Here is a 14,588-nt window from a genome sequence, read left to right on the forward strand (position 1 = left end):
CTCGTGCCCTAGGCTGGTCCACGGTCAAACGACACCCCCCTCAAGGAGAACACCCATGGCCCTGTCCAACGAAGAAGTCCTCGCCGGCCTGGCCGAGCTGATCAACGACGAGACCGGCATCGCGACCGACACCGTCGCCGCCGACAAGTCGTTCACCGACGACCTCGACATCGACTCGATCTCGATGATGACCATCGTCGTGAACGCCGAGGAGAAGTTCGACGTGAAGATCCCGGACGAAGAGGTCAAGAACCTCAAGACCGTGGGCGACGCCGTCGACTACATCACCAAGGCCCAGGCCTGACGCGAGCTTCCTGAGCGCCGCGGACCGCGCACACCCCGCGGGCCGCGGCGCTCACCTCGTTCCTCCCACACGAAAGAACACGTCGTTCCATGACCAAGAAGACCGTCGTCGTCACCGGGATCGGTGCGATCACACCACTCGCCGCGACCGCCCGGGAGACCTGGGAGGCGCTGCTCGCCGGGAAGTCCGGCATCACCCGCATCGAGGACGAGCGCTACGCCGACCTCGAGATCCCCGTCGAGTTCGCCGGCCAGGCACGCCGCTTCCTCACCGACCAGCTCACGCGTCCCGAGGCCAAGCGCCTCGACCCGTCGTCGCAGCTCTCCCTCGTCGCCGCGCGTGAGGCCTGGGCCGACGCCGGCATCGACCCCGAGACCGTCGTCCCCGAGCGCCTCATCGTCGACTGGGCCACCGGCATCGGCGGCGTCAACACGCTCCTCGACGCCTGGGACACCCTCCGCGAGAAGGGCCCGCGTCGCGTCCTGCCGATGACGGTCCCGATGCTCATGGCGAACGGCCCCGCCGCCGCCATCGAGATGGAGTTTGGCGCCCGTGGTGGCGCACGCACGTACCTCTCCGCCTGCGCGTCGTCCACCGAGTCGCTGGCCGAGGCCTACCGCCACATCGCCGACGGCGACGCCGACATCGTCATCACCGGTGGCGCCGAGGCCGCGCTGCACCCGCTGCCCCTCGCCGCGTTCGCCTCGATGCAGGCGCTCTCGCGACGCAACGACTCCCCCGAGACCGCCTCGCGTCCGTACGACGTCACGCGGGACGGCTTCGTGCTCGGCGACGGTGCCGCAGCGCTGATCCTCGAGTCGAAGGAGCACGCCGAGGCCCGCGGCGCGACGATCTACGCCGAGGTCGCCGGTGCCGGCATCACCTCGGACGCGTTCCACATCACCGCACCGGACCCCGAGGGCAGCGCCGCCGCCCGCGCGGTCGTCACGGCGCTCGAGCACGCCGACGCTTCCCGCGAGGACGTCGTCCACGTCAACGCACACGCCACCTCCACCCCGGTGGGCGACGTGGCCGAGTACCACGCCATGCGCCGCGTCTTCGGCGACCACCTCGACAACGTGGTCGTCTCGGCGACCAAGGCGTCGACCGGTCACCTGCTCGGCGGGGCCGGTGCGATCGAGGCGGCGTTCACCGTCATGGCGCTGCACGAGCGCGTCGCACCGCCGACGATCAACCTGACCGAGCAGGACCCGGAGATCGTGATGGACGTCGCGACCGCTCCGCGCGAGCTGCCCGCGGGCGACCTGCTCGCCGTGAGCAACTCGTTCGGGTTCGGCGGGCACAACGCCGTGGTGGCGTTCCGCACGGCCTGATCCGTCGTCGCCGGCCCCGCGTCGGCCTGGAGGCCCGTCCTGCGTCCGCAGGGCGGGCCTCCGTCCGTCCCGGGCTGCGTCCGCCCCTGTTGCCCGCCCCGGCGCTCCCGGTGCCCGCGTGGCGTGCCCCCGTCACTCGAGTGGGCGCGACACGCCGTTCACGGTCGGCGTGTGCGCACGAATCGTCGGCCGGACGGTCCGAGCGGGCCAGATCGCACCCGATCAGATCGCCGCTCGCGCGAGTCGGGGCCGACGGAAGGCCGGCCCGCACCAGGGGCGAGTGGGCAGGACATGCCGCTCACGAGCGGCGTGCGCGCGCGGATCGTCGGCAGGACGCGCCGAGCGGGCCGGATCGCAACCGCTCGGGACGGCCGAGGACGACGCGCGCTCCCGGGGACGACGGACGCCGCCGGCTCCGGAGGGAGCGGGCGGCGTCCGAGGTACTGCGGAGGAGGCGGGTGCGGTCAGCCGACGCGGTGCAGCCAGACGACGGGGTTGCCCTCGGCGGCGTGCCGGAAGGGCTCGAGCTCGTCGTCCCAGGCCTGCCCGAGGGCGAGTCGGAGCTCCCGGTGGAGTTCGAGGGCGTTGCTGCCGGCGACCTCCATGGCGTAGCGCACGCGGTCCTCGGGGACGACCATGTTCCCGGACACGTCGGTCTGCGCGAAGAAGACGCCGAGGTCGGGCGTGTGCATCCACCGGCCGCCGTCGGACTGCGCCGTCGGTTCCTCGGTGACCTCGAAGCGCAGGTGCTCCCACCCGCGCAGGGCAGAGGCGACGGCCGCGCCGGTGCCGACCTGCCCGGTCCAGGTGAACTCCGTCCGACGGGATCCGTCGAGCGCGGGTTGGTCGAGCCACGAGAAGTTCACGGCGCGGCTCATCGCGCGACCGGCCGCCCATTCGACGTGCGGGCAGAGCGCGCGTGGTGAGGAGTGCACGTAGAGCACTCCTGTCGTCGTTCCGTTCACGATTCCTCCGCTTCGTCAGGTGCGACTTCCCCATCGACCTGTGGTGCGGAGTCCCGGTAGCGGAACCATCGGTATCAGATTGTGATGTCCCTGCGGACACGCCCATTATGCAGCGTCTGCGCTGGGAACGCCACACCCGCCGAGCAGCAGACCTGCGGGCGTCAGTGCAGCACGGCTCCGGCGGCGTCGACCGGGTGGCGCTCCCCCGCGGTCAGTGCGACCGGGATGCGGTTCTCCTCCGGGGGCACCGGGCAGGCGTACTGGTACGAGAACGCGCAGGGCGGGAGCACGAGTCGCTCCCAGTCGAGAGCGACGTCGCCAGCGCCGTCGGGCTCGTCGAGGTACAGGAAGCGGCCCATCGAGTAGGAGCTGCCCGGGTCGTCCTCCGGCAAGGAGCTGGTCGCGTCCTGCACGATGAGCTGCAGCCGCGGACGGCCGTGGAACGGCGCAGACCGGACCGCGGTCAGTCGCACGGGGACGCCGTCGACGGTGGTCTCGACCGTGCCGGTGACCGGCAGGGGGTCGCCGGCGGCGTCGGTGAGGTGACCGGGTGCCTCCAGGCCGAACCGGGGCTCGTACCTGCCCACCGTGACCCACCCGCCCGACCGCGGGGCGAAGCGGTCGATGCGTGCGAAGCGGGAGACCGCGTCGGAGGCCGGGTCCCAGACCCGGAGGGTCGAACCCTGCACCGTGCCGGCGAGCCCGTCGGCGAAGGCGACCGTCGAGGGCACGACCGCCGTGTCCCCGGCGACCAGGACCGTGCCCTCCGCCGGGACGCCGTCGACCACGACGCCGTCCGACGCGCTCGCGGTGACGGTGAGGCCGCCCGGAGCCGGTGCCCACTGCCCGGCGACGGGCCACACAGGCTGCGGGCGGTCGACGTGCTGCGCGTTCACCAGGGCGAGCGGGCCACGGGCGCTCCGGGCCCAGGCGTCGCGAGCGGCGACGTGCGCGGAGAGGTCGGGCTCGGCCGCGCTCACGACTGCTCCTGGCGGGGGTAGATGACCTTCTGCACGATGATGATCACCGAGGCGGCGACCGGCACGGCGACGAGTGCTCCGAGGACACCGCCGATCGTGCCGCCGGCGACCGCTGCGATGACCACGAGGGCACCGGGGACCTGCACCGCTCGCGACATGATGCGCGGGGAGATCAGGTAGGCCTCGACCTGCATGTAGACGAGGTAGTAGATCGCGGCCGCGAGCGCGGTGGCCGGCGAGGCGAAGAGGCAGAGCAGCGAGATGACGACCGCCGCGGCGAGGGTGCCGACGAGCGGGATGAGCGACCCCAGGAACGCGAAGGTCGCCAGCAGCACCGGCAGCGGCGCACCGATGACGAGCAGGAACACCAGGCTGAGGATGCCGTTGATGAGCGCCTGGCTGATCTGACCGACGACGTAGCGACCGACGGCCTGGGTGATCTGCTCGCTGACGTCGACGAAGTTCTGGCGACGGGTGGCCGGGACGAAGCGGTAGGCCATCGACTTCAGGCCCCGCATCGACGCCAGGAAGTACAGCATCAGGATGATGACGATCACGGCGCCGGTCAGCCCGGACAGGATGCCGCTGCCGACCGCCAGGATGCCGCCGCCGAGGCTGAGGAGGTTGCCCGGGTCCTCGACGAAGGACTGCAGCGACTCGAGGGCGTGGTTCACGTCGAACGCACCGGAGAACTGCTGCGACAGGTCCTGGAACCACTCCTGCCGCGAGATGTCCTGGATGATCTCCGGGAAGTTCTGGACGAGGTTCGTCGCCTGCTGGATGAGGATCGGGACGACCGCGAACACCACGCCGGCGAAGGCGGACAGGACGCCCACGACGACGATGGTGATCGCCACCCAGCGCGGGATGAAGCGCTCGAGGAAGGACACCAGCGGGTCGATGCCGAGCGACAGGAAGAGCGCGACGCCGATGTAGACCAGGACCGTGCTGAGCTGCTGGACGATCACGCCGGCGAGCAGCGCGATGAGCACGCCGAGGGCCCCCATGAACCCGATGCGGAAGGCGTTGACGCGCACACCGGTGCCGGCCCGGGTCGCCTCGAACGTCACGTTCGGGGTCGGCGCGTGGTCCTCGGGGACGTCTCGTCGTCGGGGCAGGTGCACGGGCGGGCCGGCCTTTCTGGCTTGGTAGGGCGGGCGGGACTTGAACCCGCGATCGTTCGGTTATGAGCCGAGTGCCTTGACCAGCTTGGCTACCGCCCCTCGTCGGGGACCGTCAGGCCACCGGCTCCCCACGATACAGCGACTCGAACGTCGCGAGCGTGCGGTTGATGTCGTGTGCCTCGATCATGGCCAGGCTGCGCTCCCGCATCGCCTGGTAGTCGGTGTCCGACGCCTGCAGCACCTGCGCGAGCTTCGCCGCGAGGTCCTGCACGTCCCCCGGGGTGAACAGGTACCCGTTGCCGTCGATCAGGTGCGGCAGCGCCATCGAGTCGGCGGCGACCACCGGCAGCCCGGACGCCATCGCCTCGAGCGACGAGATGCTCTGCAGCTCGGCCGTGGACGGCATCGCGAAGACGGTGCCGTTCGTGAGTGCCTGCCGCTTGGCCTCGTCGGAGACGAACCCGGCGAAGCGCACCCGGTCCTCGAGCCCGAGCTCCTGCACGAGGGCCTTCAGCTTCGGGATCATCTCGCCGCCACCGACGATGGTGAGCGTCGCGCGCAGCTCGCTCGGCAGCAGTGGGAGCGCGCGCACGAGCACGTCGAGGTTCTTCTCCGGCGCGACCCGGCCGACGAACACGATGTCGTTCCCCGCGGGTCGGCCGCTGCGGGCCGTGTACCGCGATGCGTCGATGCCGCAGGAGATCGCGAGGACCTGCTGCCCGGCGATGGCCTCGCGGAGGTAGTCCGCGGCCAGCACCGTCGGCGTCGTGATGGCGTCGGCCAGCCGGTAGGTCTTGGCGGCGTCGTTCCACGCGATCTTCAGCGCGATCGGCAGCGTGCGGCGGCCGAACGGCACGTACTCGAGCAGGTTCTCGGGCATGAAGTGGTTGGTGCCGACGATGCGGATGCCGCGCTCGTGGGCCTCCTGCACGATGCCGCGCCCGATGACGATGTGCGACTGGATGTGCAGCACGTCCGGCTGGACGGCGTCGAGGATCGGCCCCGTCCACTTCCGGACGCTCCACGGCCACACGAAGCGGAGCCAGGCGTGCCACGGCCACTTGTAGGACTTGAGGCGGTGCACGGTGAGCACGACACCGCGGTGCTCCTCGTCGAAGGTGCCGTGGTGGGCGCTCGAGGCCGGGGCGACGACGTGGACCTCGTGCCCACGCTCGGCGAGGCCGACGGCGAGCTGCTCGGCGAAGGTGGCGGCACCGTTGACGTCCGGCGGGAAGGTGTCCGCCGCGATCATGACCCGCAGCGGCCGGGATCCGCCCGTCGCACCCGTCGACTCGGCGGTGGCGGTGGTGGCGTCCTCTGACACGGCTGGCATCGTCCTCTCGTGGGCGGTTGCTGGTCGGGCCTCGACGGTACCGCACGGTCCCGAGCGCGCGCGTCAGCCTCGCGGACGACCGCCGGAGCCGTCGGCGACCGACGTCGACGTGCACCCGCGGCGACCGACGTCAGCGAGCGCCGACGGCGGGCGCCGTCAGCGCCGCGTCTCGGGGTGGTGCTTGGCGAGCAGGAAGACCCCGGTGATGGCGATCACCGCGGCCACGAGGAACCCGACCACCGCGATCCACGGCGCCCCGGCCGCCTCGCCGAGCACGATGACTCCGATGCCCACCGCCACGATCGGGTCGATGACGGTGAGGCCGGCGATCACCAGGTCGGCCGACCCGCTCGAGTACGCGTTCTGCACGAAGTACCCGCCGAGCACCGCGGCGAGGATCACCCCGACGACGGCGATCGCGGTCAGCCAGTCGAACGTGCCGTGCAGGAACCGGTTCAGCACGACCTTGGCCAGCGTCGCGACGAAGCCGTAGAGCACCCCGGCCACGACGATGTAGTACATGGCGCTCGCTCGCTTCGCCGCGAAGCGGAACGACAGGAACACGGCCACCAGGACGATCGCGAGCACCACCAGGATCGTCACGAGCTGCTCGTGGGTGATCGCGCTCTCGCGGCCGACCACGGCGGCGATGCCGACGAAGATCCCGACACCGACGATGCAGGTCCAGACCGCCCGTCGCGCCTGCTGCCCGAGCGGGACTCCGGAGGAGCGCGATGAGAACCACGTGGTGATGACGAGCGCGACGGCGCCGAGCGGCTGCACCACGATGAGCGGGGCGTTCGTGATGCTGATGAGCTGGAGCACGACGGCCAGGCCGAGCATGAGCGTGCCGAGGACCCACCAGCCGCTGCCGAGCAGCCCGAGGACGTGCCGCACCGACAGCCCCTTCGACTGCCGTCCGAGCCGGGCCTCGACGCGCTGCACCCCGCGGCTCTGGAACTGTGCCCCGAGCGAGAGGAAGACGGCGCCGACGAGCGCGACGGGGATCATCAGGGCCTGGAACGGTGTCAGGTTGACCGCGTCCGGGATCGGGAGGTCCGTCGTCACGCGATGAGGCTACCGGTCCTCGCCGGATAACCTGGGTGAATGCCCGTCCTCCCCATCCGCATCACCGGCGAACCCGTCCTCCACGAGCGCGCGACCGAGGTCACCGAGTTCGACGACGACCTCCGCGCCCTGGTGCAGGACATGTACGAGACGATGGACCTGGCCCCCGGGGTCGGTCTCGCGGGTCCGCAGGTCGGGGTCGGCAAGCGGCTGTTCGTGTACTCGTGGACCGACGACGACGAGGTCCTGCACCGCGGGGTCGCCGTCAACCCGGTGCTCTGGACCACGCCGCCGGTGCCGGAGTCGGTCGAGGAGCTCGACGAGGACGAGGAGTCCGAGGGCTGCCTCTCGATCCCGGGCGAGCGCTTCCCGCTCCGCCGCGCCGAGGGCGTCCTGCTCCGCGCGGTCGACGAGCACGGCGAGCCCTTCGAGATCGAGGCGCACGGGTGGCTCGCCCGCGTCTTCCAGCACGAGTACGACCACCTCGACGGCTACCTCTACGCGGACCGGCTCGTGCACCCGTACGGCAAGCAGGTCGCGAAGGCGATCCGCAAGAGCAGCTGGGGCGGGCCCGGCAAGTCCTGGCTGCCCGGACGCGACCACCCCGAGGGCTGACCACCCGAGCGGCTGCCGCGCACTCCGCGGAACCGGAACCGGAACCGGCATCGGCCTGGAGGCCCGGTTCAGGCCCGGTACGCCGTCAACGCCTCCTGCAGGCGGTCGCGGTCCGGGTGTCCCGGGCAGTACGCGACGAGTCCCGCTGCCAGGTCGGCCTGGTCCGGCGTCGTGACGCCGTCCCGCCACGGCGACGCCCCGCGCTCCGCGCAGGTCGCCGCGAGCTCCTGGAGCGTGGCGGAGCCGTCGGCCGCCCGGACCGCGGCCCGCTGCTGCGCCGACATCTCGGTGCCCGTGATGCGTTCGGCCCGGCAGTCGGTGCGCTCGGCCTCCCACACCGCGGCGTAGGTCGTGTACCGCTCGGCCGTGCCGTCGGCGTCGTCGCCCGTCGCGTCGCTGCCGGAGCCACTGCTGCCGGCCGCGGCGTCGCTGCACACGAACGCGAAGACGATCGGGGCGCTGCCCGTCGCGGAGACCTCGGACCGTGCTGCGGTGTCGAGCGAGTCCTCCGGCTCCGGCTGCCCGGTGGTGCAGGCGGCGAGCCCCGCCGCACCGAGGACGACGACCACCGCGGCGAGGGTTCGGCGCACGGTGATCACCTGTGAACGCTAACAGCCTCCGACCGGACGGCGCCTGCGAGCCAGCCGGAAGCCGAACACGTCGGACGCCGCTGGTTCACCCCGGGAACGCGGAAGGCCCCCACCGCGAACGGTGGGGGCCTGTCTCGCTCTGCTTGCTCCCCGAGTTGGACTCGAACCAACAACCTGCCGGTTAACAGCCGGCTGCTCTGCCAATTGAGCTATCGAGGATCACTGTCCGCTGGCGAATGTCTTGCGAACAACGGGTAACAGCATAGCAGCACCCGGAGCCCGCCCCGCGCATCGGCCGCGCATCCCGGGCGCGCCGCGCGACGAGTGCACACCGGACGACCGTCGCGGCGGTCGGCGGTCAGTACCCCGCGACGGGGTCCACGACGCCGACGAACCCGTCCCCGGAGCCGTCCAGGAACGCCGCGGCGTTGGTGCGGACCCGCTCGGCCAGCAGCGGCGCCACCATGTCCGGGGTGTCCGCCTGGTGCGGCGTGATGATCGCACCCGGTTCGTCCCACAGCGGGTGCCCGTCGGGGAGCGGCTCCGGGTCCGTCACGTCGAGACCCGCGGCGGCGATGGTGCCCTCGCGCAGTGCGGTGACGAGCGCGTCGGTGTCGACCAGTCCCCCGCGGGCGATGTTCACCAGGCGCGCCGAGGGCTTCATCAGCGCGAAGCGGCGTGCGTCGAACAGCTTCGCGGTACCCGACGTCATGGCGGCCGCGACGACCACGACGTCGGCGTCGGGCAGGACCTCGTCGAGTTCCTCGGTGGTGACGGTGCGGTCCGCGCCCGGGACCGGGTCGGCCGCGCGGCGCACGACCGTGACGGACACCTCGAACGGTGCGACGAGCCGGATGTACTCGAGGGCGATCCCACCGGCGCCGATCACGACGACGTTCCGCCCGTAGAGCGACACACCCTCGGGCTCGGTCGCCCAGGACGTCGCCCGGGCGCGCTTCTGCAGCACCCGGAGCGTCGCGAGCGTCAGCGCGAGGGCGTGCTCGGCGACGGGCTCCGCGTAGGCCCCCTTGGCCGAGGTGAAGAGCACGCGGTCGCCGTGCTCCTGGATCAGGTGCGCGAAGGCGTCGACACCGGCGAACGGCAGCTGGACCCAGCCGACGCCCGGGGCGTCGGCCAACGCGGCCTCGAGCCCGTCGGGGTCGCGCGCGTCGAGCCAGACGATCCCCCGCGTGTCCGCGTCGAGCGCACCGACCGTCCCGCCGGCGTCCCGGACGGCGTCCGCGTGCAGGTCGGCCGCGGTCGGCAGGATCGCGACCGGTCCGGCCTCGGGCGGGTCGACGGGCAGCGGTGCGCCGGCGTCCGTGACGACCGCGCGGTGTCCCCGTCCGCTCGCCGTGTCGGCTGCGGTGCTGGTGCTCATGCGTTCTCCTGACGGTCGGTACGGGATCCGGCTCCGGCCCCGACCGGACGACGGGGTGCGGACGAGCGGCGCGGCGCGCCCGTCGCGGGGCTGCGGCGCTTCACCGGGCGGGAGGCGGTCGCGGCGAGCGTCTGCACGTACGGGTCGACGGGGTTGTCGAGGACCTCGTCGAAGGTGCCGAGGCCGACCAGGCGGCTCTCCGCGAGCACGCCGACGCGGTCCGCGAGCGCCCGGGCCTCGCGGAGGTCGCTCGACACCACGACGGCGGAGAACTGTCGACCACGCTGCAGGTTCGTCAGCGCCTCGAGCACCGACTGGCGGACCAGGACGTCGACGCCGCGCGCCGGTTCGTCGGCGACGAGGAGCTGCGGCTCGAGGATCAGGGCACGCGCGAGGGCCACGCGCTGCCGCTGGCCGCTCGACAGCTCCCACGTGTTCAGACGCATGATGCCGAGCGGCAGGTGCACGGCGTCGACCAGCCGGGCGACCATCAGCCCGGCCTCCCGGCGGTCGAACCGACGGTCGCGCACGTAGATGGGTTCGGCGATCGCCTCGCCGACGGTCAGGTCGGGGCTCATCCGGTCGGCGGCGTCCTGCGGGAGGTACCCGATCCGGCCGGTCAGCCGCTGCGCCTTGCGCGAGGACGGACGGAGCCCGCGGACCTGCTGCCCGAGCACGGTGAGCTCGCCGCCGACGATCTGCCGGCGGTGCGCCCCCTCGCCCTCGCCGGTGGCACCGAGCTGGCCGGCGATCGCGGCGGCGAAGGTGCTCTTGCCGGAGCCGGACTCGCCGATGAGCGCGAGGATCTCGCCCTGGCGGACGGTCAGGCTGACCCCGTCGACCGCCCGGATCGACTCCGAGCCACGGACGCCCCGGTACTCGATCGAGACGTCGTCTGCGACGACCGCCGGGCCGTTCACCGCGATCATGGGTCCCCTTCCGCGCCGCCCCCTGGCGGCGGTGTCGCGACGGACCGGTGTCGCGTCGTCTGTGGTGCCGTGGAGGGGACCGGCCTGGAGGCGCGGCGTGCGTCGACGACGCGGGTCGCGCCTCCAGGCTGGTCGCGTCGGGTCAGGACCCGGCGTTCTCCAGTTCCACCAGCGTACGCCGTCGCTCGGCCTGTTCCGCCGGGTCCGGCACCGGCAGCGACGCGAGCAGACGCTGCGTGTAGGGGTGCTGCGGCGCGCCGAGGACCTCGGCCGTGGTGCCCGTCTCGACCAGGTCACCGCGGTAGAGCACGGCGATGCGGTCGGACAGCGCGCCGACCACGGCGAGGTCGTGGCTGATGAACAGCGACGCGAAGCCGAGGTCCTGCTGCAGCTCGAGGAAGAGCTCCAGCACGCGGGCCTGCACCGACACGTCGAGCGCACTGGTCGGCTCGTCCGCGATGAGCAGCTTCGGGCGGAGTGCGATCGACCGGGCGAGCGACGCACGCTGCCGCTGACCACCCGACAGCTCGTGCGGGTAGCGGTCGCCGTAGGACGCCGGCAGCTGCACCATCTCGAGCAGCTCGCCGACGCGCTTCCGGGCGGCTCGCGGGTTCGCGACCTCGCCGTGCACGACGAGCGGCTCGGCGACGCACTCGGCGATCGTGAGCAGCGGGTTGAACGAGGTCGCCGGGTCCTGGAACACGAACCCGATGTCCTTGCGGTGCCGCTTGAAGTCCCGTTCGCGGTACCCGAGCATCTCGGTCCCGAGCACGTTCAGCGAGCCGCCGGTGATGCGCGTCAGACCGGCGATCGCCCGGCCGATGGTGGTCTTCCCGGAGCCGGACTCCCCCACCAGGCCGAGGACCTCGCCCGGTCGGATGTCGAGGTCGACGCCCTTCACGGCCTTGAACGCGTGCGCGCCCAGGCGGCCGGGGTACTCGATCTCGAGCCCCTTCGCGCTGACGAGCGGTTCGACGTCGGTCGCGATCGCGGCACGACGGGCGGCGCCGGTGGACGCCTCGAGCCGGGGCACCGCGGCGAGCAGGCGCTTCGTGTAGTCGGCCTGCGGGGCCGCGAAGAGCTGCGCGACCGGGGCCTCCTCGACGACCTCGCCCTGGTACATCACGGCGACCCGGTCCGCCAGGTCGGCGACGACGCCCATGTTGTGCGTGATGATGACGATCGCCGCGCCGAACTCGTCGCGGCACCGGCGGAGCAGGTCGAGGATCTCGGCCTGCACCGTCACGTCGAGGGCCGTGGTCGGCTCGTCGGCGATGATGACGCTCGGCTCGAGGGCCAGCGCGCTCGCGATGACGACGCGCTGCTTCTGCCCGCCGGAGAACTGGTGCGGGTAGTGGTCGACACGGGTCTCGGGGTCGGGGATGCCGACGCGGCGCAGGTAGTCGATCGCCTTGGCGCGCGCCTCCTTCTTCGAGACGCCGCCGTGGGCGCGGAGTCCCTCGGCGATCTGCCACCCGACGGTGAAGACCGGGTTGAGGGCGGTCGACGGCTCCTGGAAGACCATCGCGCCCGCGGTACCGCGGAGTTCCCGGAGCTTCGCGGCGCCCACGCTGACGACGTCGGTGCCGTCGAGGTACACGGCGCCGCCGAGGGTCGCCGTCTCGGGCATCAGCCGGAGCATGCTCCGCGCCGTGACGGACTTGCCGGAGCCGGACTCGCCGACCAGGGCGAGGACCTCCCCCGGGCGGACGTCGAGGCTGACGCCCTTGACCGCGTCGACGGCGCCGTTGTCAGTGGCGAACGTGACGGTCAGGTCGTCGACGACGGCGACCGGCTCGTTCTGCGGGTCGGTGGTCGCGTCGGTCATGCCGTCGCCCCTTCCGTGCTGGCGGCCTGCTTGCGCGACACCAGCTGCTTCAAGCGGCGGCGTGCGCGGAGGCGCGGGTCCGAGATGTCGTTCAGGCTCTCGCCGATGAAGGTCACGCCGAGCACGAGCACCACGATGGCGACGCCCGGGAAGACACCCGTCCACCAGACACCCGAGGCGACGTCCGACAGCGCACGGCTGAGGTCGTAGCCCCACTCGGCACCGCTGGTCGGGCCGATGCCGAAGCCGAGGAAGCCCAGGCCGGCCAGGGTCAGGATCGCGTCACTGGCGTTGAGCGTCAGGATGAGCGGCAGGCTCCGGGTGGAGTTCCGGAGCACGTGCCTGGTCATGATGCGCCACGGGTTCGTGCCGAGGACACGCGCCGACTCGACGAACGCCTCGTTCTTCAGGCGGACGGCCTCGGCGCGGACGACCCGGAAGTACTGCGGCACGTAGACCACGGTGATCGAGATGGCCGCCGCGATGATGCCGCCGGAGTAGCTGGAGTTGCCGCCCGAGATGACGATCGACACGACGATCGCCAGCAGCAGCGACGGGAACGCGTAGATCGCGTCCGCCACCACGACGAGGATCCGGTCCAGCCAGCCACCGATGTAGCCGGAGACCATGCCGAGGATCACACCGATGGTGATCGACACGACCACGGCGACGATGACGACGAGGACCGCCGTGCGGGCGCCGAAGACGACGCGGCTGAAGACGTCGAACCCACCGACCGTCGTGCCCCAGACGTGCTCGGGGCTCGGCGGCGCAGTGCGCGGGAAGCCCTGGCCGTCGGCACCCTGCAGCTGGCCGAAGCCGTACGGGGCGATGAGCGGCGCGGCGATCGCGACGATCAGGTACAGGGCGCAGATGACCACGCCGGTGATGAGCATGGCGCGCTGCCAGCCGGTGCTCCTGCGGAGCTGGACCACCACGGGCAGCCGCTTCCAGAGCGGCTCGTGGCGGTCGACGAGCGAGGTGTCGGCCATCGCTAGAACCTCACTCTCGGGTCGATGAGCGCCGCGACGACGTCGACGACGAAGTTCGTCACCGCGACGATGACGGCGAGCATCGCGACGATGCCCTGCACCGCGACGAAGTCGCGGGCCGACAGGTACTGGTTGAGCTCGAAGCCGAGCCCGCGCCAGCCGAAGGTGGTCTCGGTGAGGACCGACCCACCCAGCAGCATCGCGATCTGCAGACCCATCACGGTGATGATCGGGACCAGCGCCGGACGGAAGGCGTGGGTCCGGACGAGCCGCGCCTCCCGGACGCCGCGCGAGCGGGCCGCGTCGACGTACTCGGAACCGAGCGTGCCGATCATGTTGGCGCGCACCAGCCGCAGGAAGATGCCGGCGGTGAGCAGGCCGAGCGTCAGTGCGGGCAGGACCGCGTGCGACAGCACGTCGCCGATGACCTGCGCGTTGCCGGTCCGGAGCGCGTCGATGATGTAGATGCCGGACGCGCCGGGGATGTTGTCGAGGATGAGCGACACCCGCGTCGACGCACGGTCGCCGAGCGGGAGCCAGCCGAGCCAGACCGAGAAGACGAGCTTCAGGAGCAGACCGCCGAAGAACACCGGCGTCGCGTACGTCAGGATCGCGAGCGCCCGGAAGAGCACGTCCGGCCACTTGTCACGGACGTACGCCGCGAGCATGCCGAGCGGGATGCCGAGCACCAGCGCGACGATGAGCGCGTAGAAGACGAGCTCCGCGGTCGCACCGCCGTACGTGACGATGATCTCGGTGATCGGCCGGTTGTCGGTCGACGTCGTTCCGAAGTCACCGCGGACGATGTTGCCGAGGTACTCGAGGTACTGGACGACCACCGGGCGGTCGTACCCGGCGGCGTGCAGGCGTTCCTGCAGCTGCGTCGGCGTGAGCCGGCCACCGACCGACGCGGTGATCGGGTTCCCGATGACGCGCATCAGGAAGAAGACGAGGGTCACCAGGATGAAGACCGTCGGGAAGATGAGGAGGAAGCGGACCAGGATGTACCGGCCGAGTCCGCCGCCCTGCCCGCGGGCACGTCGCTGTGCCTGGGGCTTGGTGGGGTCGGTGGCCAGCTCCGGTGTCGCCTCGGGGGTGCTGAGGGTCACGGGGACGGGTGCCTTTCGGTGCCGTTCGGGACGCGG

The 14,588-nt window shown here is 71.8% G+C and carries 14 protein-coding genes and 2 tRNA genes; 3 read left to right on the forward strand and 13 right to left on the reverse strand.

Features of this window, described 5'->3' with window-relative positions:
* Positions 1–55: 55 nt before the first annotated feature.
* Both ACIPEQ_RS03085 and ACIPEQ_RS03090 read left to right on the forward strand, forming a co-directional pair.
* A complete protein-coding gene (locus ACIPEQ_RS03085; protein ID WP_058729431.1) occupies positions 56–304 on the forward strand; it encodes an acyl carrier protein in 249 nt (82 codons plus the stop codon).
* 89 nt (positions 305–393) lie between these two features.
* Positions 394–1,638: a beta-ketoacyl-[acyl-carrier-protein] synthase family protein gene (locus tag ACIPEQ_RS03090; RefSeq protein ID WP_402714008.1), complete on the forward strand. Its 1,245-nt coding sequence runs from the start codon at positions 394–396 to the stop codon at positions 1,636–1,638.
* 464 nt (positions 1,639–2,102) lie between these two features.
* Here the strand turns inward: ACIPEQ_RS03090 and ACIPEQ_RS03095 are convergent, their stop codons facing one another.
* The 6 genes from ACIPEQ_RS03095 to ACIPEQ_RS03120 form a co-directional block, all read right to left on the reverse strand.
* On the reverse strand, positions 2,103–2,582 hold the full coding sequence (locus tag ACIPEQ_RS03095) for a DUF3145 domain-containing protein (protein ID WP_402714211.1): 480 nt from the start codon (positions 2,580–2,582) through the stop codon (positions 2,103–2,105).
* Between the two features lie 182 nt (positions 2,583–2,764).
* Entirely contained in the window at positions 2,765–3,583 is an 819-nt protein-coding gene (locus tag ACIPEQ_RS03100) for a DUF1684 domain-containing protein (protein WP_402714010.1), read from the reverse strand.
* Complete coding sequence (locus tag ACIPEQ_RS03105) at positions 3,580–4,707, reverse strand: AI-2E family transporter (RefSeq protein ID WP_250367614.1); 1,128 nt, start codon at positions 4,705–4,707, stop codon at positions 3,580–3,582. The genes ACIPEQ_RS03100 and ACIPEQ_RS03105 overlap by 4 nt, the downstream gene beginning before the upstream one ends.
* 22 nt (positions 4,708–4,729) lie before the next feature.
* Positions 4,730–4,806 (reverse strand) — tRNA-Ile (locus tag ACIPEQ_RS03110).
* A gap of 13 nt (positions 4,807–4,819) precedes the next feature.
* Positions 4,820–6,040: a glycosyltransferase gene (locus ACIPEQ_RS03115; RefSeq protein ID WP_402714013.1), complete on the reverse strand. Its 1,221-nt coding sequence runs from the start codon at positions 6,038–6,040 to the stop codon at positions 4,820–4,822.
* A gap of 156 nt (positions 6,041–6,196) precedes the next feature.
* Positions 6,197–7,108, reverse strand: a complete 912-nt coding sequence (locus tag ACIPEQ_RS03120; protein WP_402714015.1) for a DMT family transporter — start codon at positions 7,106–7,108, stop codon at positions 6,197–6,199.
* Between the two features lie 39 nt (positions 7,109–7,147).
* Between ACIPEQ_RS03120 and def the strand changes: the two genes are divergently transcribed.
* Positions 7,148–7,723: a peptide deformylase gene (gene def / locus ACIPEQ_RS03125; RefSeq protein ID WP_250367616.1), complete on the forward strand. Its 576-nt coding sequence runs from the start codon at positions 7,148–7,150 to the stop codon at positions 7,721–7,723.
* Between the two features lie 68 nt (positions 7,724–7,791).
* Here the strand turns inward: def and ACIPEQ_RS03130 are convergent, their stop codons facing one another.
* The 7 genes from ACIPEQ_RS03130 to ACIPEQ_RS03160 form a co-directional block, all read right to left on the reverse strand.
* Positions 7,792–8,322: a hypothetical protein gene (locus tag ACIPEQ_RS03130; protein WP_402714017.1), complete on the reverse strand. Its 531-nt coding sequence runs from the start codon at positions 8,320–8,322 to the stop codon at positions 7,792–7,794.
* A 137-nt stretch (positions 8,323–8,459) separates the two neighbouring features.
* Positions 8,460–8,532, reverse strand: a tRNA-Asn gene (locus ACIPEQ_RS03135).
* Positions 8,533–8,671: 139 nt separating this feature from the next.
* On the reverse strand, positions 8,672–9,694 hold the full coding sequence (locus tag ACIPEQ_RS03140) for a D-isomer specific 2-hydroxyacid dehydrogenase family protein (protein ID WP_402714019.1): 1,023 nt from the start codon (positions 9,692–9,694) through the stop codon (positions 8,672–8,674).
* Positions 9,691–10,623, reverse strand: a complete 933-nt coding sequence (locus ACIPEQ_RS03145) for an ATP-binding cassette domain-containing protein (protein ID WP_402714021.1) — start codon at positions 10,621–10,623, stop codon at positions 9,691–9,693. The genes ACIPEQ_RS03140 and ACIPEQ_RS03145 overlap by 4 nt, the downstream gene beginning before the upstream one ends.
* Before the next feature lie 142 nt (positions 10,624–10,765).
* Complete coding sequence (locus ACIPEQ_RS03150; RefSeq protein WP_402714022.1) at positions 10,766–12,451, reverse strand: ABC transporter ATP-binding protein; 1,686 nt, start codon at positions 12,449–12,451, stop codon at positions 10,766–10,768.
* Positions 12,448–13,443, reverse strand: coding sequence for an ABC transporter permease (locus ACIPEQ_RS03155; protein WP_126891456.1), 996 nt, complete (start codon positions 13,441–13,443; stop codon positions 12,448–12,450). Before ACIPEQ_RS03155 ends, ACIPEQ_RS03150 begins: the two co-directional genes overlap by 4 nt.
* Before the next feature lie 2 nt (positions 13,444–13,445).
* Positions 13,446–14,552 carry an ABC transporter permease gene (locus ACIPEQ_RS03160; protein ID WP_209676864.1) on the reverse strand — a complete coding sequence of 369 codons (1,107 nt, stop codon included), beginning with the start codon at positions 14,550–14,552 and terminating at the stop codon, positions 13,446–13,448.
* Between the last annotated feature and the right edge of the window lie 36 nt (positions 14,553–14,588).

The organism is Curtobacterium sp. NPDC087080, from assembly GCF_044745105.1.
GTDB lineage: Bacteria > Actinomycetota > Actinomycetes > Actinomycetales > Microbacteriaceae > Curtobacterium.